General features: G+C 70.7%; 19 protein-coding genes and 1 pseudogene. 10 read left to right on the forward strand and 10 right to left on the reverse strand.

All coding sequences use genetic code 11. The features are described from left to right. Window positions 1–281 precede the first annotated feature (281 nt). The 3 genes from ACWGJ5_RS16485 (at window position 282) to ACWGJ5_RS16495 (ending at window position 6,037) form a co-directional block, all read left to right on the forward strand. Window positions 282–1,364, forward strand: a complete 1,083-nt coding sequence (locus ACWGJ5_RS16485; RefSeq protein ID WP_453310417.1) for a S1 family peptidase — start codon at window positions 282–284, stop codon at window positions 1,362–1,364. A 219-nt stretch (window positions 1,365–1,583) separates the two neighbouring features. Beyond that, complete coding sequence (locus ACWGJ5_RS16490; protein WP_453310418.1) at window positions 1,584–5,027, forward strand: DNA polymerase III subunit alpha; 3,444 nt, start codon at window positions 1,584–1,586, stop codon at window positions 5,025–5,027. Beyond that, window positions 5,024–6,037, forward strand: coding sequence for a DNA polymerase Y family protein (locus tag ACWGJ5_RS16495; protein ID WP_453310419.1), 1,014 nt, complete (start codon window positions 5,024–5,026; stop codon window positions 6,035–6,037). Before ACWGJ5_RS16490 ends, ACWGJ5_RS16495 begins: the two co-directional genes overlap by 4 nt. Here the strand turns inward: ACWGJ5_RS16495 and ACWGJ5_RS16500 are convergent. Next, on the reverse strand, window positions 6,015–6,389 hold the full coding sequence (locus tag ACWGJ5_RS16500; protein WP_453310420.1) for a cupin domain-containing protein: 375 nt from the start codon (window positions 6,387–6,389) through the stop codon (window positions 6,015–6,017). The genes ACWGJ5_RS16495 and ACWGJ5_RS16500 overlap by 23 nt on opposite strands. 87 nt (window positions 6,390–6,476) lie before the next feature. Here ACWGJ5_RS16500 and ACWGJ5_RS16505 point away from each other — a divergent pair, with 87 nt between their 5' ends. Then, on the forward strand, window positions 6,477–6,923 hold the full coding sequence (locus ACWGJ5_RS16505; RefSeq protein ID WP_453310421.1) for a MarR family winged helix-turn-helix transcriptional regulator: 447 nt from the start codon (window positions 6,477–6,479) through the stop codon (window positions 6,921–6,923). Window positions 6,924–7,090: 167 nt separating this feature from the next. Further along, entirely contained in the window at window positions 7,091–7,954 is an 864-nt protein-coding gene (locus ACWGJ5_RS16510) for an esterase/lipase family protein (protein WP_453310422.1), read from the forward strand. Window positions 7,955–8,004: 50 nt separating this feature from the next. On the opposite strand, the gene ACWGJ5_RS16515 is transcribed toward ACWGJ5_RS16510, so the two are convergent. Further along, window positions 8,005–8,967, reverse strand: coding sequence for a lytic polysaccharide monooxygenase auxiliary activity family 9 protein (locus tag ACWGJ5_RS16515; protein ID WP_453310423.1), 963 nt, complete (start codon window positions 8,965–8,967; stop codon window positions 8,005–8,007). A 534-nt stretch (window positions 8,968–9,501) separates the two neighbouring features. On the opposite strand from ACWGJ5_RS16515, the gene ACWGJ5_RS16520 reads away from it, so the two are divergent. After that, window positions 9,502–10,548 (forward strand): MFS transporter, encoded by a 1,047-nt coding sequence (locus ACWGJ5_RS16520; RefSeq protein ID WP_453310603.1) that lies wholly within the window; start codon window positions 9,502–9,504, stop codon window positions 10,546–10,548. Window positions 10,549–10,653: 105 nt separating this feature from the next. Further along, on the forward strand, window positions 10,654–10,992 hold the full coding sequence (locus tag ACWGJ5_RS16525; RefSeq protein WP_453310424.1) for an SDR family oxidoreductase: 339 nt from the start codon (window positions 10,654–10,656) through the stop codon (window positions 10,990–10,992). 220 nt (window positions 10,993–11,212) lie between these two features. On the opposite strand, the gene ACWGJ5_RS16530 is transcribed toward ACWGJ5_RS16525, so the two are convergent. From ACWGJ5_RS16530 to ACWGJ5_RS16540, 3 genes and pseudogenes are all read right to left on the reverse strand, one after another. Further along, complete coding sequence (locus ACWGJ5_RS16530; protein WP_453310425.1) at window positions 11,213–11,386, reverse strand: hypothetical protein; 174 nt, start codon at window positions 11,384–11,386, stop codon at window positions 11,213–11,215. A gap of 999 nt (window positions 11,387–12,385) precedes the next feature. Further along, window positions 12,386–13,390: a PQQ-binding-like beta-propeller repeat protein gene (locus tag ACWGJ5_RS16535; RefSeq protein WP_453310426.1), complete on the reverse strand. Its 1,005-nt coding sequence runs from the start codon at window positions 13,388–13,390 to the stop codon at window positions 12,386–12,388. Window positions 13,391–13,790: 400 nt separating this feature from the next. Continuing rightward, window positions 13,791–13,976: pseudogene (locus ACWGJ5_RS16540) on the reverse strand (IS481 family transposase); the annotation flags it as partial. 309 nt (window positions 13,977–14,285) lie between these two features. On the opposite strand from ACWGJ5_RS16540, the gene ACWGJ5_RS16545 reads away from it, so the two are divergent. Continuing rightward, window positions 14,286–14,744 (forward strand): GNAT family N-acetyltransferase, encoded by a 459-nt coding sequence (locus ACWGJ5_RS16545; protein ID WP_453310427.1) that lies wholly within the window; start codon window positions 14,286–14,288, stop codon window positions 14,742–14,744. A gap of 13 nt (window positions 14,745–14,757) precedes the next feature. Here the strand turns inward: ACWGJ5_RS16545 and ACWGJ5_RS16550 are convergent, their stop codons facing one another. Further along, window positions 14,758–14,892, reverse strand: a complete 135-nt coding sequence (locus tag ACWGJ5_RS16550; RefSeq protein ID WP_453310428.1) for a hypothetical protein — start codon at window positions 14,890–14,892, stop codon at window positions 14,758–14,760. Between the two features lie 112 nt (window positions 14,893–15,004). Between ACWGJ5_RS16550 and ACWGJ5_RS16555 the strand changes: the two genes are divergently transcribed. Next, entirely contained in the window at window positions 15,005–15,628 is a 624-nt protein-coding gene (locus tag ACWGJ5_RS16555) for a class I SAM-dependent methyltransferase (protein ID WP_453310429.1), read from the forward strand. An 88-nt stretch (window positions 15,629–15,716) separates the two neighbouring features. Here the strand turns inward: ACWGJ5_RS16555 and ACWGJ5_RS16560 are convergent, their stop codons facing one another. Both ACWGJ5_RS16560 and ACWGJ5_RS16565 read right to left on the reverse strand, forming a co-directional pair. Beyond that, window positions 15,717–16,217: a DUF402 domain-containing protein gene (locus ACWGJ5_RS16560; protein ID WP_453310430.1), complete on the reverse strand. Its 501-nt coding sequence runs from the start codon at window positions 16,215–16,217 to the stop codon at window positions 15,717–15,719. Further along, on the reverse strand, window positions 16,198–17,127 hold the full coding sequence (locus tag ACWGJ5_RS16565) for an N-acetyltransferase family protein (RefSeq protein WP_453310431.1): 930 nt from the start codon (window positions 17,125–17,127) through the stop codon (window positions 16,198–16,200). The genes ACWGJ5_RS16560 and ACWGJ5_RS16565 overlap by 20 nt, the downstream gene beginning before the upstream one ends. Before the next feature lie 71 nt (window positions 17,128–17,198). On the opposite strand from ACWGJ5_RS16565, the gene ACWGJ5_RS16570 reads away from it, so the two are divergent. Next, window positions 17,199–17,567 carry a GntR family transcriptional regulator gene (locus ACWGJ5_RS16570; protein WP_453310432.1) on the forward strand — a complete coding sequence of 123 codons (369 nt, stop codon included), beginning with the start codon at window positions 17,199–17,201 and terminating at the stop codon, window positions 17,565–17,567. A gap of 4 nt (window positions 17,568–17,571) precedes the next feature. On the opposite strand, the gene ACWGJ5_RS16575 is transcribed toward ACWGJ5_RS16570, so the two are convergent. Both ACWGJ5_RS16575 and ACWGJ5_RS16580 read right to left on the reverse strand, forming a co-directional pair. Beyond that, window positions 17,572–18,342 carry a DUF72 domain-containing protein gene (locus tag ACWGJ5_RS16575; protein WP_453310433.1) on the reverse strand — a complete coding sequence of 257 codons (771 nt, stop codon included), beginning with the start codon at window positions 18,340–18,342 and terminating at the stop codon, window positions 17,572–17,574. Window positions 18,343–18,357: 15 nt separating this feature from the next. Further along, the gene (locus ACWGJ5_RS16580) at window positions 18,358–19,467 is read right to left on the reverse strand and encodes a DUF5925 domain-containing protein (RefSeq protein WP_453310434.1); all 1,110 of its coding nucleotides are present in this window, start codon (window positions 19,465–19,467) and stop codon (window positions 18,358–18,360) included. Window positions 19,468–19,494: the final 27 nt, after the last annotated feature.

Below are 19,494 nucleotides of genomic sequence, written 5' to 3' on the forward strand. Positions count from 1 at the left end.
CCCCCGCACACCACGTGGTGTGCGGGGGCGTCTCGTTTCGGCCAGTTGGTGTCGTCACCGTCCGGTGAGGGTTACGTGCGTGTCGTGTTTGCTGTGCGAATTGCCCCTGGGCGACTGTGCACGGTCAAGCGGAAGGAGGGGTGCAAGCCCTGTCTGTGCGCGTCCTGAAGTCAACCTTGTGTGCTCCCTGTGCGGTTCGGAAGAGTGGACGCTCGTCAACCAGCCTTCCGGTCCGTGGAGTCCCCACAACTCGCGGACCATCCCCCACAGGAGGACGTGAGTTGAAGCACCGACGCACAACCGGGCGGCGGGTCGCCGTGGCCGGTGCGGGAGTCGCCGCACTGGTCGCCGCGGGTGTCACCTTGCAGAATGCGAACGCCAGCGAGCCCGCGAAGTCCGCTCCGGAGCCGAAGGTTCTGTCCGCCCCGGCGGCCGGAAATCTCGGCTCGACACTGCTGAAGAGTCTCGGCTCCGCTGCCGCCGGCAGCTACTACGACGCCCGGGCCAAGAGCCTCGTCGTCAACGTGCTCGACCGGGCCGCGGCGAACGCCGTCGAGGCGGCCGGGGCCAAGGCGAGACTCGTCACCAACTCGTTGGCCGCGCTCGACGGCGCGCGGACGACGCTGAAGAAGGACGCGACCATACCGGGGACGTCATGGGCGACCGACCCGGTCGGCAACAAGGTCGTCGTCACCGCCGACAAGACGGTCTCCGGCGCGCAGTGGGCCAAGCTGAGCAAGGTGGTCGACGGACTGGGCGGCAAGGCCGAACTGAAGCGGTCGAAGGGGGAGTTCAGGCCCTTCGTCGCCGGTGGCGACGCGATCAGCGGGTCCGGCGGGCGCTGCTCGCTCGGCTTCAACGTGGTCAAGGGCGGGCAGCCGTACTTCCTGACCGCCGGGCACTGCACCGCGGCCATCTCCACCTGGTCGGACTCCAGCGGCAAGGAGATCGGGCAGAACGCGGAGTCACACTTCCCGGGGACCGACTTCGGTCTGGTCAAGTACACGTCACAGGTGGACCACCCGAGTGAGGTCGACCTGTACGACGGGTCCACTCGGAAGATCACCGGTGCCGCCGAGGCGACGGTGGGGATGAAGGTGACGCGCAGCGGGTCGACGACCCACGTGCACGACGGGACGGTCACCGGCCTGAACGCCACGGTGAACTACCAGGAGGGCACCGTCAGCGGTCTCATCCAGACCGATGTGTGCGCCGAGCCCGGGGACAGCGGCGGGTCGCTGTTCTCGGGGAGCAACGCCATCGGGCTGACCTCCGGCGGCAGTGGTGACTGCACCTCCGGCGGGGAGACGTTCTTCCAGCCGGTCACCGCCGCGCTGTCCGCCACGGGGGCGCAGATCGGCTGACGTGTTCGGGCGTTGCGTTTCATGGAGCCCCGTCCCCGGGTGTGCGGGGGCGGGGCTCCGTGCTGGGCGCCGCGGGTGACCAGCGCCAGGGCGTTTGCGCAGGTGAGGGACCGTCTCGCGGATGTCGTACATACGTTCGAGAATGGGGGTATGGTGGGGGTGGAAGTAGGGAACTGATGTTCGAGAGCTGTTCGGGGCTCGCGAGTGCGGGAGGTGCGTGTGCCGGGCTTCGCGCATCTGCACACCGTCTCCGGGTTCTCCCTGAGGTACGGGGCATCCCATCCGGAGCGGCTGGCCGAGCGCGCCTCGGAGCGGGGGATGGACGCGCTCGCCCTCACCGATCGGGACACCGTCGCGGGGGCGGTGCGCTTCGCCAAGGCCTGCGCCGGGGTGGGGGTGCGGCCGGTCTTCGGGGTGGATCTGGCGGTGGGCGAGGCCGAGGCCGTACGGGTCGTGCGGGGGAGGCGGCGGGTACCGGTGCGTGGTGGTGCCTTCGTGGACGAGTCGGCTCCGCGTGTCACCTATCTCGCCCGGAATGCCCGAGGATGGGCAGACCTGTGCCGGATCATCACGGCGGCGCACAGGAGCGGGGACGCCCCCCTGCTGCCCTGGCCCGACAATCACGGCGACGGTCTGACCGTCCTGCTCGGGCCCGGGTCGGATGTGGGGCGGGCCCTTGTGGCGGGGCGTCCCGACCGGGCCGCACGGCTTCTCGGGGCGTGGCGCGAGGTCTACGGCGACGCCTTGCGGCTGGAGGCTGTGTGGCACGGGCGTGCGGGCACGGGGCCCGGGTCCCTGCGGCTCGCCGCCCGTACCGTCGGGTTCGCCGCCGAGCAGGGCGTACGGCCGGTGCTCAGCAACGCCGTGCGGTACGCCGATCCCGGGGCGGGGCCCGTTGCCGATGTGCTGGATGCCGCGCGGCGGCTGGTTCCGATCGACCCGCGCGGGGAGCTGGACTCCGGCGAGGCCTGGCTGAAGGACGCGCAGGCCATGCTGCAGGTCGCCGAGCGGGTCGTGGAGGCTGCCGGGTACCGGCGGGACACCGCCCACCGGCTGCTGGAGCAGACCCTGACCACGGCCGCCGAGTGCCGGGTCGACCCCGAGGAGGATCTCGGCATCGGGACCGTTCACTTTCCCGAGGCGCATCTGGTGGGTGCCGGGCGGCGCACCGCCCAGCGGGCCCTTGCCTCGCGGGCGGTGGCCGGGATGGTGCGGCTCGGGTACGGCGGGCGGCGCGAGTACTGGGAGCGGATGCACCACGAGCTGGACATCATCGCCCATCACGGCTTCGCCTCCTACTTCCTGACGGTGGCCCAAGTGGTCGATGACGTACGGGAGATGGGGATCCGGGTGGCTGCTCGCGGTTCCGGTGCGGGCTCCCTCGTCAATCACCTTCTGGGGATCGCGCACGCCGATCCGGTCGAGCACGGGTTGCTGATGGAGCGCTTCCTCTCCAGGGAGCGTGTGGTGCTGCCCGACATCGACATCGACGTGGAGTCCGCGCGCCGGCTGGAGGTCTACCGGGCGATCATCGGCCGGTTCGGCACCGAGCGGGTCGCGACCGTGTCCATGCCGGAGACCTACCGGGTGCGGCATGCCGTCCGGGACGTGGGCGCCGCCCTGTCCATGGATCCGGGTGAGATCGACCGGATGGCCAAGTCCTTTCCGCACATCCGGGCCCGGGACGCGCGCGCCGCGCTGGAGGAGCTGCCGGAGCTGAAGCAGCTCGCGAGAGAGCTTCAGAGGGGAGGGGAGAAGTACGGCAGGCTGTGGGAGCTCGTCGAGGCGCTCGATGCCCTGCCGCGCGGGGTCGCCATGCATCCGTGCGGGGTGCTGCTGTCCGACGCCTCGCTCCTCGCCCGTACGCCGGTGGTGCCGACCAGCGGTGAGGGGCTGCCCATGTCGCAGTTCGACAAGGAGGACGTGGAGGACCTCGGGCTGCTCAAGCTCGATGTGCTGGGCGTGCGGATGCAGTCGGCCATGGCGCACGCGGTCGCCGAGGTGGAGCGGGTGACGGGCGAGCGGATCGACCTGGACGCGGTGCCGCCGGGGGACCCGGAGACGTACCGGCTGATCCGTTCCACCGAGACGCTGGGCTGCTTCCAGATCGAGTCGCCCGGTCAGCGGGATCTGGTGGGGCGGCTGCAGCCGAGCACCTTCCACGACCTGGTCGTGGACATCTCGCTGTTCCGGCCCGGGCCCGTCGCCGCCGACATGGTGCGGCCGTTCATCGAGGCGCGGCACGGGCGGGCGCCGGTGCGCTGTCCGCACCCGGATCTGGAAGAGGCGCTGAAGGGGACGTACGGCGTCGTCGTCTTCCACGAGCAGGTCATCGACATCGTCGCCATCATGACCGGATGCGGCCGGGGCGAGGCCGACCGGGTGCGGCGGGGGTTGTCCGACCCGGAGTCGCAGGGGCGGATCAAGGTGTGGTTCGCGCAGCAGGCCGCGGCCAGGGGTTATGGGGCGGAAACGATTCAGCGGACCTGGGAGATCGTGGAGGCCTTCGGGTCCTACGGGTTCTGCAAGGCGCACGCCGTCGCCTTCGCCGTACCGACCTACCAGTCGGCCTGGCTGAAGGCCCATCATCCGGCCGCCTTCTACGCCGGGCTGCTCACGCACGACCCCGGGATGTACCCGAAGCGGCTGCTGCTGGCGGACGCGCGGCGGCGCGGGGTGCCGATCCTGCCGTTGGACGTGAACGTGTCCGGGGTCGCACACAGGATCGAACTGGTGTCTGAATCCCCTGGGGTGTGGGGACTTCGGCTCGCCCTCTCCGATGTGCACGGCATCAGCGAGGCCGAGGCGAAAAGGATCGCGGACGGGCAGCCGTACGCCTCCCTGGTGGACTTCTGGGAGCGGGCGCGGCCGAGCCGGCCGCTGGCGCAAAGGCTCGCCCAGGTCGGGGCCTTGGACGCCTTCGGTGCCAACCGGCGCGATCTGCAGCTGCACCTGACCGAGCTGCACCGGGGCGCCCGGGGCGGTGGAGGGGGACAACTCCCGCTGGCGGGCGGGCGGAAGACCGCCTCGGCGGGGCTGCCGGACCTGACGTCGGCGGAACGGCTCAGCGCCGAGCTGGGTGTGCTGTCCATGGACGCCTCGCGCAATCTGATGGACGACCACCGGGAGTTCCTCAGGGAGCTGGGCGTGGTCTCCGCGCGCAGGCTGCGCGAGGCGCGGCACGGTGAGACCGTGCTGGTCGCGGGCGCCAAGGCGGCCACCCAGACCCCGCCGATCCGCTCCGGCAAGCGGGTCATCTTCTCCACACTGGACGACGGCACGGGGCTGGTCGACCTGGCGTTCTTCGACGACTCGCACGACGCCTGCGCCCACACCGTCTTCCACTCCTGGCTGCTGCTGGTGCGCGGAGTGGTGCAGCGGCGCGGCCCGCGCAGCCTGAGCGTGGTGGGTTCCGCCGCCTGGAACCTCGCCGAGCTGGTCGAGCTGCGCGCCGAGGGCGGGCTCGACGAGGTGGCGGCGCGGCTCGCGGAGCCGGTGGCCGAGGGCGCGGGTGGCGATCCGACCGGTGGGCGGCGGATCCAGCTGCCGACCGGATACCAGATGCATCCGTGGGCCGACCTGCGGCCCGCGGGGCAGGAGGCCGCACAAGGGCCTGCTGCCGTACGGAAGTTGTGGCACCAGAGTCCGGGGAGTGCGGGATGACCATTCTCTGCGTACGTTTCCAGCTGCCGCCGAAGCACGAGGCGGCCCTGCCGGGACTGCTCGGGTTGCTGGAGGACTTCACCCCGGTCGTGGAGGCGCTGCCGCCGGACGGGGCGCTGGCCGATCTGCGCGGTGCCGAGCGGTACTTCGGGCGCAGCGCGGTGGAGCTGGCCTCGGTGATCCGGGTGCGGGCCCTCGCGCGGCACGGCGTCGACTGTGTGATCGGCGCCGGTCCCGGCCCGATGCTGGCCCGCATGGCGCTGCGCGACGCCCGGCCCGGGGTGACGTGTGTCGTGCCCGAGGACCCGGACGGCATCGCGGAGTTCCTCGCCGAGCGGCCCGTGTCCGCGCTGCCCGGAGTCGGCACGGCGACCGCCCGCACCCTGAGCGAGTACGGCCTGGACACCCTGGGCCTGGTCGCCGCCGCGCCGCTGTCCACGCTCCAGCGGCTCATCGGCGCGAAGGCCGGCCGCGAGCTGCGCGAGAAGGCGAGCGGCATCGACCGGGGCCGGGTCGTGCCGAACGCCGTCTCGCGGTCGCTGGCCACGGAACGCGCCTTCGACCTCGACGAGCTGGACCCCGACCGGCACCGCAGGGCGCTGCTGTCCGCCGCCGAGGAGCTCGGCGCCCGGCTGCGCGCGGTGCAGAAGGTCTGCCGCACCCTGACCCTCACCGTGCGCTACGCCGACCGGTCCTCGACCACCCGCAGCCGCACCCTGAAGGAGCCGACCGCGCACTCGGCGGCCCTGACCAGGGCGGCCTACGGCATGTACGAGGCGCTCGGCCTGCAGCGCGCCCGGGTCCGCGCGCTCGTCCTGCGCGCCGAGGGTCTGGCCCCCGCCGACCAGGCCTCCTATCAGCTCACCTTCGACCCCGTGGACGAGAAGGCCCGCCGTATCGAGGAGGTCGCGGACCGCGCGCGGGCGAAGTTCGGGCCCAGGGCGGTGATGCCGGGGGCGCTGGGGCGTGGTGGCGGCTCCACGTCGGTCAGTTGGCCCAGGGCGGCGTGATGCGGGTGCCGTCGGCCAGCTCCGCCTCCAGGCCGACGGAGGTGGTGACCCAGGAGAGCGCGGTGTGATCGGTCGGGTTCTCCAGGGCGAGGGTCGTACCGGGGTTGACGATCACCGTGTCACCGGCGGAGATCCGCTCGGTTCGACTGTCGAGCGTGATCAGCAGTTCCCCGACGAGCAGATGGAAGATCTCCTCACGGTTGACGGTGTGCGCGGGCGCCTTGGTGCCGGCCGGAATCTCCCCGCGCCAGGCGCAGAGCTCCTTGCTCCCGGTGAGCGGGGTGGCGTACGAGACGAAGCGGGCGCCGTGGATCTCATGGGTGGTGGCCTCGGACGAGCGGACGACGGGCATGGCGGTGATCTCCGTTCAAGTAGTCAAGCTGCTTGACTATATGGTCAAGTCGCTTGACCAAATTGTCAAGGGTGTTTCAATGCCTCCGTGTACAACTCCGAAGCCATGGCCCTGTCCGCCGCCCTGCTCGCCGTCGCCGGCGACCTCACGCAACGCATCCATGACGGGGTGATGGCGCGCGGGTTCGCCGATCTGCGGCCGGCCCACGGCTTCGCCTTCGCGCGGCTCGCCCCGGACGGGGCCACCGTCACCGACCTCGCGGCGCACCTCGGGGTGACCAAGCAGGCCGCGAGCCAGCTGGTGGACGAGATCGTGCGGAAGGGATACGCGGAGCGGCGGCCGCATCCGCAGGACGCGCGGGCCCGGCTGGTCGTGCTGACCGGGCGCGGCTGGGCCTGCACCCGGGCGGCGGAGGAGGCGGCGGCCGAGGTCGTGAGCGGATGGGCTGAGCTGCTGGGCGAGGGGGAAGTGCGCGCGCTGGGGGAGCGCTTGGCGCGGATCGCTCCCTATGGTCCGATCAGGCCCGCCTGGTGACGGTCCGTCAGTATTCGGCGGCGCTCTGGTTATCACTGGAAGTTTTTACTGACGCGTAACTTCACACATGTGCTACTCGCCCGTAACTTGACGAATGAACAGCATCCTCGTGATCCGGATCACAGGGTAAGGCCCCCACCTCCCTTGAGCCGCAAGGAGATCACACGATGCTGCCTTGGAAACGAGCGCTCAGACCGCTCGCCGCGCTGCTCCTCACCGCCGCCGTCGCCACCGTTCCCGCCGCCACCGCCGCTGCCGCCGACACCGCCCCCTCCAGCGGCTGGAACGACTTCTCCTGCCAGCCCTCCGCCGCCCACCCCCGCCCGGTCGTCCTGGTGCACGGCACCCTGGGCAACTCGGTCGACAACTGGCTCTCCCTCGCCCCGTACCTGAAGGACCGCGGGTACTGCGTCTACTCCCTGGACTACGGCCAGCTGACCGGCGTCCCCCTCTTCTACGGCCTCGGTCCCATCGACAAGTCCGCCGAGCAGCTGTCGGCCTTCGTGGACAAGGTGCTCGCCGCGACCGGCGCCGCCAAGGCCGACCTGGTCGGGCACTCCCAGGGCGGCATGATGCCCCGCTACTACCTGAGGTTCCTCGGCGGAGCCGCCAAGGTGAACGCCCTCGTCGGCCTGGCCCCGGACAACCACGGCGCCACGCTGAGCGGCCTCACCAACCTGCTGCCGTACTTCCCCGGCGCCTCGGACCTGATCAAGGCCACCACCCCCGGCCTCGCCGACCAGATCCCCGGCTCCGACTTCCTCGCCAAGCTCAACGCGGGCGGCGACACCGTCCCCGGAGTGCACTACACGGTCGTCGCCACCAAGTACGACGAGGTGGCCACCCCCTGGCAGAGCCAGTACCTGAGCGGTTCGGACGTCCACAACGTCCTGCTCCAGGACCTGTGCCCGCTCGACCTCTCCGAGCACGTCGCCATCGGCCTGTTCGACCGCATCGCCTTCCACGAGGTGGCCAACGCGCTCGACCCGCCCCACGCCACCGCCACCACCTGCGCGTCCGCGTTCAGCTGACGTGCCGCCGGGGCCTGTCCGGCCTGAGCCGCCGGACAGGCCCCGGAACCTCAGCGGCGGTGGGCGCCACCCGCCGCGCGCCGCCGCACCGACAGGAAGAGCGCCGCCGAACCGAGCGCCAGCGCCGCCGCGCCGCCGATCGCCACGTAGGCGGTGCCGGCGGAGGCGCCGGTCTCCGCGAGGTCGCGCGAAGTACCGGCCGCCTTCGGCGCGTTGGGCGCGCTGGAGGGCTGCTGCGCGGGGGCCGTCGTCTCGTCACCGCCCTGACCGTGGTGCCGCATCGTCGACTTGCCGGCACCGTCCGCGATCTGCCGGTCGGAGGGCGCGGAGGCGACCGGAGCGGGCCCGGTACCGGCGTTTCCCCGGTTGTCGCCGCCGAAGTCCACGTCCGAACAGGAGTAGAACGCCTCCGGGCTGTCCGAGCGCTGCCAGATCGCGTACAGCAGTTGCCGGCCGGACCGTTCGGGAAGCGTGCCGGAAAACGTGTAGAAGCCGCCCGAGGCGACCGGGTCGGTGACCGCAGCCACCGGATGCCCCAGATCCAGCTCGGACCAGGCCAGCGGCTTGGCGGGGTCGTAACCGGGCTTGGTGAGATAGACCTTGAAGGTCCCCTTGTGCGGCGCCGTCACCCGGTACTTGAAGGTGTACGACCCGCCGTGCACGCCGGTCGCCGGCCAGTCGGCGCGGGCCAGGTCCAGGCCCTTGAACTCCTCGTTGTTCGCGCTGCACAGCCTGCCGTCCGGGATCAGCTTCCGATGCTGTCCGGCGGCGTCGCCGATCCGGATGCCGTTCCAGTCGTACAGCGCCTGCGTGCCGCCGGCTGCCACGGCCGCCTTGCACGCGGCCGACTTCGGATTCTCCGGCCCTTCCGCATAGCACTGCGAGACACGGCTGACCGGGTCGCCCATCGAACCGTGCGCGGAGGCCGGAGCAGCGGCGAGCACGGTCAGGGCGAGGGGCGGCAGACCGAGCGCGGCGACGACGGCGGCCGTGCGGCGGGCACGAGCGGGCATACGGAACTCCTCGGAAAGACGGTCCTTCGGCGGGGCGGGAACCCGTGGGGGTGATCCGAAGCTAGCCCCAGAAAACCGCGAAATCGCCTGCTGGAGGCGGCTGGAGGAGATCCTTATGGTGCCGTTAAGGCCGGACTAACGGAGGGCTCAGGAAGAGGAGGGGGAACGCGGTGGCCCACCTGCGCCCGAGCAACGCGACTGTCCGCCCCGGTTCGGGTTCGTTCGCTGTCGGACGCCTCGATTGGCTCCCCGATTGGCTCCCGGCGGTGCGTGCACGTGTTGCCTCGCCAGACCTGCAGACATAGCTCCAGAGGGCCCCTCATCTTGCTGTTGCCGATGACATGCGCCAGAAGCGCCCACTATGCGCCCCCGCGCTGAGCCTCACTGCGGGTCACCGTCAGTACTCGCAGTTACCTCTGACGGTGCCACGAGTACGAGGGGGACCAGGATGGTGGAGCGCAGCGCGTCATGGTCGCAGTGCGTCTTCGGTGAGTTGGCTGAGCCACTGTCAAAGCTGATCCCGGAGCGGCGCTGATCGCCGCCCGCCTGATCCAGGGGAGCGCGGCGGCGATCATGCTGCCCTCCTCGCTGGCCCTCGTCCGGCAGGCCTTCCCGGACGCGGCCGAACGGGCACGGGCCATCGCGCTGTGGACCGCCTGCGGAGCCGTCGCGGTCGCCGCCGGCCCGGTGGCCGGCGGAGTGCTGTCCAGGACTCTGAGCTGGCGGGCGATCTTCGTTGTCAACCTGCCCGTCGGCATCGCCACCCTCGCGGTGTTGACCCGCGTGGAGCGCTCGCCGCGCGGTGCCACGCCGCTCGATCCGTACGGCCAGCTCACGGCGATCGTCGCGCTCGCGGCGCTCACCTTCGCGGTGATCGACGGAGGGGAGAACGGCTTCGGCGAGCCCGTGGTGCTGGGCTGCCTGGGGCTCGCCGCAGTGGCGACGGCCGCGTTCATCATGATCGAGGCACGTACCGCCGCGCCGTTGGTCCCGCTCGACCTCTTCCGTTCGCGCACGGTGACGGTTTCGGTCGCGATCGGCTTCGTCGTCAATGCCGCGTTCTACGGGCTGGTGTTCGTGCTGAGCCTGTTCTTTCAGGACGTTCTGAACCTGTCCGTCATGGCCGCGGGGCTGATGTTCCTACCGATGATGGCCGTGATCGCCGGAGCCAACCTGGCCTCGGCCAGGGCTGCGGCACGCTTTGGGCCGCGGATGCCGATCGCCATGGGACAAGCGATCTTCGCGCTGGCGATGTTCGGCCTGCTCTGGATCGACGAGGGCACCAGCAGACCAGTGATCGCGGCGATGCTCATCCCGGTCGGCCTCGGCCTAGGTTTCTTCGTACCTTCCCTGACCGCCATCCTGCTGAACGACATCGCCGCAGATCGGGCCGGAATGGCCGCCGGGATCCTGAACTCCTTCCGGCAGACGGGCGGCGCGCTCGCCGTGGCCGTCTTCGGAGCCTTGGTCGCGGACCGGGGTGAGTTCATTGTGGGTCTGCGGGTCGCCTTGTGCCTCGCGGCTGTGATGCTGATGGCCACCACGGCCGCGGCCCTCATGCTGCCGCGCGGCCGTAGCTGACGGGACGGTGACGGGGATGTCTGGCGCGGGGTCCGGTAATGAACTCCACCTGAGGGAGCCGGGCGGCGCACGGCGTGAGGGTGCTCCTCACCTCGCCTCGGCCGCGTGGCGATCACCGGCCGCGATGCCGATCGGCTGGCCGCGTTCGCCACGTCCACCGGAGCGGGCGAGCGGGTGCTGACCATCAGCGGTGACGCCGGTGACGAGAGCCATGTCGCCGCTGCCGTGGGTCAAGTCGCGGGCTTGTGGGGCCGATTGGACACAGTGATCGCGAACGCCGGGTTCTCCCTGCCCGGCACGCTGGAGGACCACGACCCTCCGGCCATGCGTGCCATGGTTCTCACCAACATCCTCGGCCCGGCCCCGCTGGTACGCGAGGCACTGCCACACCTGAGGAAGTCCAAGGGCCGGATCGTGATCGTCGGTTCGGTCGCGGGCACGTAGCTGGAGGCACCTCAAGGCCCACTGGGGAGTGCGGGGCCCGCCTATGTGAGACGGGGCGTGCGTCACAACAGACGTCGCCTAGCGGGACTGAAGAAGCCCACGGTTCTGAGCTGCTCAGATGGCGTGGCTTCTGTCATTGTCGGTTGGCGTGGTGTGACCTTGGGCGGCCCATGGACGGCCCAACCGTCGCCGCACACCACCCTCGGCGGTGGTGACATCGTCAGTGCTTGAAAGAGCCCTTAGCCCCCTCTTTCGCGCCCCGCATCTTGCCCCGCGCCTCGAGGGCGGCACCCTTGGCTGCGAGATCATCCTTGTGTACCGCGTGAGCCAGCGTTCGCACGGTTTTTCCTACAACCTGTTCGGCCTTTGCTTTGGCCTTCTCTCCGGTACCCATCTCAGTACCTCCGCGCTCACTGGCCGAGTGCCCTTGAGGGAAGGGTGAAACCCCCTGAAGCAGGTGATGTCGCACTGTCCCACTGCGCCTGCCTGAGGTGGCCAGAGCCGGCAGCGGCACTCTCGTGCACATGCTCGTACCTGCGGTGCTGTCCCAGGGCCTCTGCAGTCGCCCAGGCCGGGGGCGCCGCACGGGCGCATCGGCCCCTGCTGCGGCACAGTACTCGACGGCTTTGGCAACCAACACGGCTCCGGAGAGCATGCTCATGACGTGCTTGATTACGGCTCTGACCTGCAAGGGAGCTGCGCAGGGTGCGTGATTTCGTCTCGCGCACACGCCCCTCACACGCGCACAGGGGAAGGACGGGAGGTCACCTCCGGTTGTTGAGGCCCGACAGGGAGGCGACGACGTGAGGGGCTGCAACACCGGGGTGTTGCAGCCCGGTACCCAGGCCGGACGGGTGGGACACTGGCGAATCTCGCTGTCCCACCCATTTGTGCAGGCCAGAGCTCTGATCGGACAGCCGGACACGTAGGACACAAGCCGCGCCGGCTGGGCCGTGGGGACGGACAGCTGATCGCCTGGCGAAGCTCTCAGCTTGGGAAGCCTCGGTCTTTCAGAGGTGGTTGCGGCGCTGACCTGCGGCGAGGCGGTTGTGTGCCTGACGGGTCCGCCATTTCCCGTGTGTCCCCGCACGACCTGGCACGGTTCTGGCACGACCTCCTCGTCCCGAACTGTGGGCTGGGCGGTCGCCGAGGTCTTCTGGGCTGGTATGGCGGATGGCTAGGGGCACCGACGGTTGATACAGGTCGGTGGGTTGCTGTACTTCGCGGCTGTACTGCGACGATCCAGGGGCGCCGGCTCAGCAGCCCAGGGGAGACCTTGGGCCGCAGCTCGGCTGGCCGAAGTGCTGCTCGCCGGCAAGATCGTGTCGCTTTGACCAGATCGCGAACCGCACCCGGCGGCCGGAGCCAAGCGACATGCCCCGAACACCGTCGGTCATGGACCGGCTGTCGTATCGACCTCGACGACGCGCAACGTGCCCTTGGCCAGGATCAGTACCGTGCTCGGGCCATGGTCACACAGGGCGTTGATCCTGCGGCCGATGAACTTGCTGTAGCAGGGCGCCTCCAGGTCTGGATCGACTAGGCCCAGCAGTCCGTGGCGTGCCGCGATGACGAACCCGGAGTCCACCTGGACGGGGTGACCGACGAACGGCTGCACCGCGCCGAATGCGCGCATCGGCCTGGCACAGTGCGTATCGATGGCCAGGGTCCCACCGCGAGCGTTGGGCACCCAGAGCGTCGAGCCGGTCCAGCCAACAGCCTGCGACGCAAGATCCTCGTCAGATCGGTAGAAGTCCGCGACGGCTCCCGTGGAGAGCGAGATCTCGACTACCCTGCGTGGCCCGGAACGGGCGAGGACCCGATCGCCATCCAGCGGGGTGAGGACCGGTCGCGCATCGCCAGAGGCCAGCGGCTCGGGCAGTGACCACCGCGACCTGGTCCGTCCATCACGCGGGTCGATCAAGCGGATCTCGCTGCCGTGCGGCTCACCGACCAACACACCGGTTCCCACCACGGCTGGAACCACGAGTTCGGCACTCTTGGCACTCCGCCAGAGCAACGTCCCGGTCCGCAGGTCGAAGGCCGTGAGCGGGGTGTAGCCGCGCCACCCACCGACCATCACCGTGTCCCGTGTCGCAACGAGATGCCCGGTGAACTCAGCGAGGAGCGCACTCCACAGCAATTCCCCGGTGCGTACGTCCAGGCAGAGCAGTCGGGGGACACTCTGCGGGATCACCAAACAGTGTTCGCCGGCGATCACGATCCCCCGGGGCCAGGTGCCGACCGGGACATCCCAGCGCTGAGTGCCGTCGCGGGGATCGAGACCGACCATGCGAGTCCAGCGCTCGTGGATGACGATGTGCTCGCCGGTCACCGCCAGTCCGGCCGCATAACCTGCCTGGTGAAGATTTCGTTCCCACACCGTCCGCCCGAACATGTGATCAGTTGAGCAGCTGGGCACCGGCGCGGCAACTGGGTCAGTAGCTCGCACCCGGGGCCGGCGCATCGGACATGACGATCCGTCAGTCAGGCCGGCCGCAGACGCCCGCTTCAGGAGTTCGATCCGAACACGCCCCGGCGACGGCAGTGGGCGGGTGGATCGATCGTGCTGGGTCGTGCATGGGTGCCCGCGTCCGGCTCTGTTGATGTCACCTATGGATGTCAGCCGGAGCAAGCGCTTCTTGCGGATCTTGCGCTCTTTCTCCTTGTGCTGGGCCACGCCGTACGGGAACCACGGTCCCTGATGCATCGGGCACCGGGACGTGCCGGTCACCACTGGCCGTTGACATTGGCCTCCTGCTTTGGTCGGCGCGCCACACTTCGCCACGCTGCTTCCCCCTCAAGACGCGCAGCCTCGTGCAGTCGTCTATGGCGGTGAACTGGTGGTACTTGTTGCGGCCGTCGCGGCGCCCCTGCGGTGCTGAGGCAAGGGGCTCGATGAACTTCACGTCGATCTGTACCCGGTGGCCGGGCAGCTGCTTCTCGTACCGCTTCCATCTGCGGTCATGGCGCTTGTAGCGCCGCACGTGGACGTGTGGCGTTCGGTACGGAGGCACGGCGACGCGAAGACCCGCAGGAGTCGACGCTCGCCGGCCATGCCGCAGCAAACCGTCGCCGTCATGAAGGCTCACAAGCGTCGTGAGCAGGCGGCATCCTCCTCAGTCGGCATGGAATGGACCGATGAGCGACTGGTCTTCCCGACGGAGACGGGTGAAGTCCCGACCACAAGCCTGCCCCTGAGCTGCGGAAACCTTGTTCAGGGAAGGCCTTTGGGCTCTTACGGTGCCGTTGAGGACGCGCTCAGGCTGCGCTCAGACAGATAGCGTGCGCCCATGACCGAAGAGAATCCGGAGCGTGTCCGGCCCGCCGTCGCCGACGATGTGCCGGCCGTCAAGGCCGTGACGGAGGCGGCCTACCGGCACTACATCGAGCGCATCGGGGTGGTGCCGCAGCCCATGGAGGCGGACCACGCCGCGAACGTGGCCGCCGGCAAGGTGTTCGTCACGGGAGAGCACGTCGACGGGCTGGCCGTGATCGAGGCGTTCGCCAGCCATCTCTTCCTGGACAGCATCGCCGTCCGCCCCGACGCCCACGGCACGGGCGTCGGACGGCGGCTGCTGCGTTTCGTCGAGGCACGCGCGCGTGAGCTGGGCCTCGGCGAGATCAGGCTCTACACGAACGCATTGATGTGGGAGAACCAGAGGATCTATCCGAAGTACGGATACGAGGTCGTGGAACGCCGCGTCGACGGGCCCTACGACCGGATCCACTACCGCAAGCGGCTGGACTGACGGCCCCGGCGGTTCAACCGTCGGGCCACCAGGTGCGTGCGACGTCCTTGCGCACTTCGGGGCGCCCGCAGGGGCGCTCCTCCGCCTCTTCGCGGATCCGGCGGCCGTCCGTCCTCTTCAGGGGCTTCTGCACGGTTACGCGGCGCATGACTGCCTCCTTCAGTGCCTACCGAGTTTCCGTGTTGTCACGGTGGTAGACGCTTTTGGCGAGAGTTCCTCATCGGAGCCGGGTTGTCAGTGGCGGCTGTCACTCTTCGGGTATGACGAACATGAACGACGACACGGTTGCGGCGGGTGCCCCGGAAGTCGACTGGGACGCCGAGGCCGGCGCCTTCGACGACGAGCCCGACCACGGTCTGCGCGACCCCGGGATCCGTGCGGCCTGGGCGGACCGCCTCCGCTCCTGGCTGCCCGAGCGCCCCGCCGACGTCCTCGACCTGGGCTGCGGCACCGGCAGCCTGTCGCTCCTCGCGGCCGAACAGGGACACCGGGTGACCGGCGTGGACTCGTCCCCGGCCATGGTCGAGCGGGCCCGCGCCAAGCTCGCCGGGCGCCACGCGGTGGTCCTGCACGGGGAGGCCGCCGCCCCGCCGGTCGGGGAGCAGCGCTTCGACGTGGTCCTCGTACGGCATGTGCTCTGGACCCTGCCGGAGCCCGGCCGGACCCTGCGGCACTGGCGGGACCTGCTGCGCCCCGGAGGGCGCTTCGTCCTGGTGGAGGGCGTCTGGGGCACCCTGCACCCCGTGGGCATATCCGCCGGCCGCCTCACCGCGCTGCTCGCACCGCTGAGCCCGGACGTGCGCGTGGAGCGACTGTCCGACGACCCGGTGCTGTGGGGCAAGGCCGTGGCGGACGAGCGGTACGCGGTGGTGGCGAGGGTGTGAGAGCGGGGGCCTGGAGCCGTCGCCGACCGTGCGGCGGCCCGCGCCGGGCGTGAGTCGGCCCGCGCCGGGCGGGCGGTGGCCGAGGGTGTCAGCACAGCAACTCCTCGAAGCCGCCGGCGCGGGCCAGCGCCTCCAACTCGTCCAGGGCGGCCAGCGCGGCGGACGCGGCCTCCGGGTCCCTCTGCGTCAGCCCGCTGTCCGCGAACTCGTCCTCGTCCAGCCGCCGTACGTCCCTGCCGTCGGCGGAGCGCCACAGGTCCAGGTCGAGGTCCTCCACGACCAGTTCACCGCCGGTGCGGACCGCCGGGCGGGTGACGTCGCAGTACCAGCCCTTCACGGCGCCGTCGGCGGCGCGCACCTCCTTCACCGAGAACCAGCGGTTGCGCCAGTAGTACTCGGTGAAGACGTCGCCCGTCTCGAAGCGGACGAAGCCGAAGTCGCGGACGCCGGAGCCCGCCCAGGGCGCGCGTACGGTGATGCGGGTGCCGTCGTCGCCGAGCAGCTCGGCCGGGTAACGGATCTTCGTCCGGCCCGCCTTGACCAGGACGATGTCCAGCGGGGCCGCCGGTTCAGCCGAGTTCGCGGACATAGCGCACCTCCGCCGCACAGACCTCGTACCCGAGCCACTTGTTGACCGCGAGCATCGGGCCGTTCCCGGAGTCGTTGCCCGTGAAGGCCTCCCGGAACCCGGCGGCACGAGCCCGGTGCAGGGAGTGGGCCTTGACGAGCTTGGCCAGGCCGCGGCCCCGGTGGGCGCGCACGGTGCCGGTCATCGCGGTGGAGTAGCGGGTACCCCCGTCGGTGTAGGCCACGCTGAAGGCGACCGGACGGCCGTCGACACAGGCCGCCACCGTCAGCTCGCGGTCCAGCAGCGGATGCTTCCAGTACTGCTCGATCCAGGCGTCGTAGTCCGTGTACTCGAAGTCGACGTCGCCCGGTTCGTCCAGCATGGTCTCCGCGTCCAGCTCGAACAGCGGCCGCGGGTCGTGCGCGAAGTCCGCGGCCGTGCGCAGCTCGACGCCCGGCGGGGTCGCGGGGACAGCGGGGAGGCCGGCGTCCGCCAGGTCGAGGCGGAGGAAGTGGGCGGACCGGCTGCCGTGATAGCCGTGCCGTTCCGCGAAGGCGCGGTTGGCCGGCTCGTCGAGGACCCAGCTGAGCAGCCTGGTCGCGCCCTGGGCGGCGAGGTACTCCTCGGCCGCCCGCAGCAGCAGCCCGCCGGCGCCGCGACCGGTCCGGTCCGGCCGTACGTAGATGTTCAGCAGGCCCTGGCCCGGCTCGGTGCTGTCGTGGGCCAGATGGACCTGGGCGGTGCCGATCACCTCGCCGTCCTCCTCCGCGACCAGCGGGCGGTAGCGGGCGTCGGGGGGCATGTGGGCGGCGTTGTGACGGACCGAGTCCGAGGTGAACAGGACGTAGGGCAGGGCGAGATGGCGGACCTGGGCGAAGCCCTCGGTGTCGGCCGGCACATCGGGTCGCAGGTCGCGCACGATCACTGTCATGGGTAGGCACCGTAGGCGCAGGCGTGCCGGGGATGCCTCCGATTTTCCGGCGGGTGCGGGACAATCGGCCCGTGAGCCTGAAGATCCGCATCGATGACAGCGCGCCCCCGTACGAGCAGGTGCGAGCGCAGATTTCCGAGCAGGCGCGGTCCGGGGCACTGCCGGTGGGGTACCGGCTGCCGACCGTGCGGGGGCTGGCCGAGTCCCTGGGCCTCGCGGTGAACACGGTGGCCAAGGCGTACCGGGCGCTGGAGAGCGACGGGGTGATCGAGACGCGGGGGCGCAACGGAACGTTCGTGGCTGCCGCCGGCTCGGCCGCGGAACGCGAGGCCTCCCTGGCCGCTCAGGCGTACGCGGAGCGTGTGCGGCGGTTGGGCCTGGGGGAGCCGGAGGCGCTGGCCGCCGTACGGGATGCCCTGCGGGCGGCCTACGGGGCCTGAGGGGTCAGCGGAGTTTCGCCGGCTCCGGGGTCCGTGTCACCGGCAGCCCCGCCCGTCCCGCCGCCCTCCCGAACGTCACCGCGTCCCGCACCGCCGCACCCCCCGGATCGTTGTTGAAGTACGCGTACACGTCCTGCCCCCGCTCCCAGGTCGTCGCGATGCGGTCGACCCACGTCTCCAGGGACCGCTTGCCGTAGTGGGGCCAGGGGCGGGCGCGGCCCTGGTGGAAGCGGACGTAGCCCCAGTCGGTGGTGCGCCACAGCGGGGTGACCGGGCGGGCCAGGACGTCCGCCCAGCACAGGGCCGCGCCCCGGGCCGACAGGACGTCCCGCACCTCTGCTGTCCACCAGGAGTCGTGGCGCGGCTCGACCGCGACCCGCGTACCGGAGGGGAAGCAGGCCAGGCAGGCGTCCAGGAGCGCGGGGTCGGCGCGCAGGGTCGGGGGGAGCTGGAGGAGGACCGGGCCCAGGCGGTCGCCGAGGCCGGCCGCGTGGCTCATCAGGCGGTGAACCGGTTCCTCGGGCTCCTTCAGGCGCTTGATGTGGGTCAGATAGCGGCTGGCCTTGACCGCGACCACGAAGTCCTCCGGGACCCGGTCCCGCCACGCCTCGAAGTTCTCGCGGGAGGGGAGGCGGTAGAACGCGTTGTTGATCTCCACCGTCGCGAAGAGGCGCGTGTACTCCTCCAGCCACAGCCGAGCCGGGACCCCGGCCGGATAGACGAGGTCCCGCCAGTCCTTGTACTGCCACCCGGAGGTGCCGACCAACAAGGTCACAGCACCATCAAAGCACTACAGGTACAGGCCCGCGTCCGCGCCGTCCCGCGCCCCGGGCACCGAGGTCGGTGACGTGCCCCGGCGCAGTGCGAACAGCTCGGCCAGCGTCGCCCCGTCCCGGCCGATGGCCTCCTCCCGGCCGTCGGCCTCGCTGCCGAGCCAGCTCACCGCCTCCCGCTGGGTCAGCCTGCCCACCTCGATGCGGGCCAGACAGCGGCCGGGGCGGACCACGGCCGGGTGCAGACGCTCCAGGTCCTCGTTGGTGGTGACGCCGACCAGGACGTTGCGGCCCTGGCCGAGCAGGCCGTCGGTGAGGTTCAGCAGCCGGGACAGGGCCTGGCCCGCCGTGTGCTTGGCCTCGCCGCGGATCAGTTCGTCGCAGTCCTCCAGTAGCAGAAGACGCCAGCGGCCCTTGCCCGCCGAGTCCTCCTCGCCGATCGCGATGTCCATCAGATAACCGACGTCGGAGAAGAGGCGTTCGGGGTCCAGGACGCAGTCCACCTGACACCAGTCGCGCCAGGAACGGGCCAGGGTGCGCAGGGCGGAGGTCTTGCCGGTGCCCGGAGGGCCGTGGAGGAGGAGCAGCCGGCCCGCGATGTCCTCCGGGGTCGTCTTCATCAGGCGGTCCATCGCCTCCGCCACCGGTGCCGTGTAGTTGGGCCGGACCTCCTCCCAGGTGCCCGCGGAGATCTGCCGGGTGGTGCGGTGCGGGCCGCGCCTGGGGGAGACGTACCAGAAGCCCATCGTGACGTTCTCGGGCTGCGGCTCGGGCTCGTCGGCGGCGCCGTCCGTGGCCTGGTCGAGGACCTTCTTGGCCAGTTCGGCGCTGGTCGCGGTCACCGTGACGTCCGCGCCGCGGTTCCAGCGGGAGACGAGCAGGGTCCAGCCGTCACCCTCGGCGAGGGTGGCGCTGCGGTCCTCGTCGCGGGCGACCCGGAGCACGCGCGCGCCGTCGGGCAGCAGGGTCGCGCCGGTGCGGACGCGGTCGATGTTCGCCGCGTGCGAGTACGGCTGCTCGCCCGTCGCGAAGCGGCCGAGGAACAGCGCGTCGACGACGTCGGACGGCGAGTCGGAGTCGTCGACGTGGAGCCGGATCGGCAGAGCGTCGTGTGGGTTAGCAGACATGCGGCCATGATCCGCCACCGGTGCCCT

Source organism: Streptomyces sp. NPDC054783, assembly GCF_053611725.1.

Bases quoted from the DNA above. Each gene is read 5' to 3' on its own strand.
- ACWGJ5_RS16510 (WP_453310422.1), top strand. From the start codon at position 7,091: ATGCTGCCTTGGAAACGAGCGCTCAGACCGCTCGCCGCGCTGCTCCTC.
- ACWGJ5_RS16545 (WP_453310427.1), top strand. From the start codon at position 14,286: ATGACCGAAGAGAATCCGGAGCGTGTCCGGCCCGCCGTCGCCGACGAT.
- ACWGJ5_RS16565 (WP_453310431.1), bottom strand. From the start codon at position 17,127: ATGACAGTGATCGTGCGCGACCTGCGACCCGATGTGCCGGCCGACACC.
- ACWGJ5_RS16500 (WP_453310420.1), bottom strand. From the start codon at position 6,389: ATGCCCGTCGTCCGCTCGTCCGAGGCCACCACCCATGAGATCCACGGC.
- ACWGJ5_RS16550 (WP_453310428.1), bottom strand. From the start codon at position 14,892: ATGCGCCGCGTAACCGTGCAGAAGCCCCTGAAGAGGACGGACGGCCGC.
- ACWGJ5_RS16530 (WP_453310425.1), bottom strand. From the start codon at position 11,386: ATGGGTACCGGAGAGAAGGCCAAAGCAAAGGCCGAACAGGTTGTAGGA.
- ACWGJ5_RS16535 (WP_453310426.1), bottom strand. From the start codon at position 13,390: ATGTTCGGGCGGACGGTGTGGGAACGAAATCTTCACCAGGCAGGTTAT.
- ACWGJ5_RS16555 (WP_453310429.1), top strand. From the start codon at position 15,005: ATGACGAACATGAACGACGACACGGTTGCGGCGGGTGCCCCGGAAGTC.
- ACWGJ5_RS16580 (WP_453310434.1), bottom strand. From the start codon at position 19,467: ATGTCTGCTAACCCACACGACGCTCTGCCGATCCGGCTCCACGTCGAC.
- ACWGJ5_RS16560 (WP_453310430.1), bottom strand. From the start codon at position 16,217: ATGTCCGCGAACTCGGCTGAACCGGCGGCCCCGCTGGACATCGTCCTG.
- ACWGJ5_RS16515 (WP_453310423.1), bottom strand. From the start codon at position 8,967: ATGCCCGCTCGTGCCCGCCGCACGGCCGCCGTCGTCGCCGCGCTCGGT.
- ACWGJ5_RS16495 (WP_453310419.1), top strand. From the start codon at position 5,024: ATGACCATTCTCTGCGTACGTTTCCAGCTGCCGCCGAAGCACGAGGCG.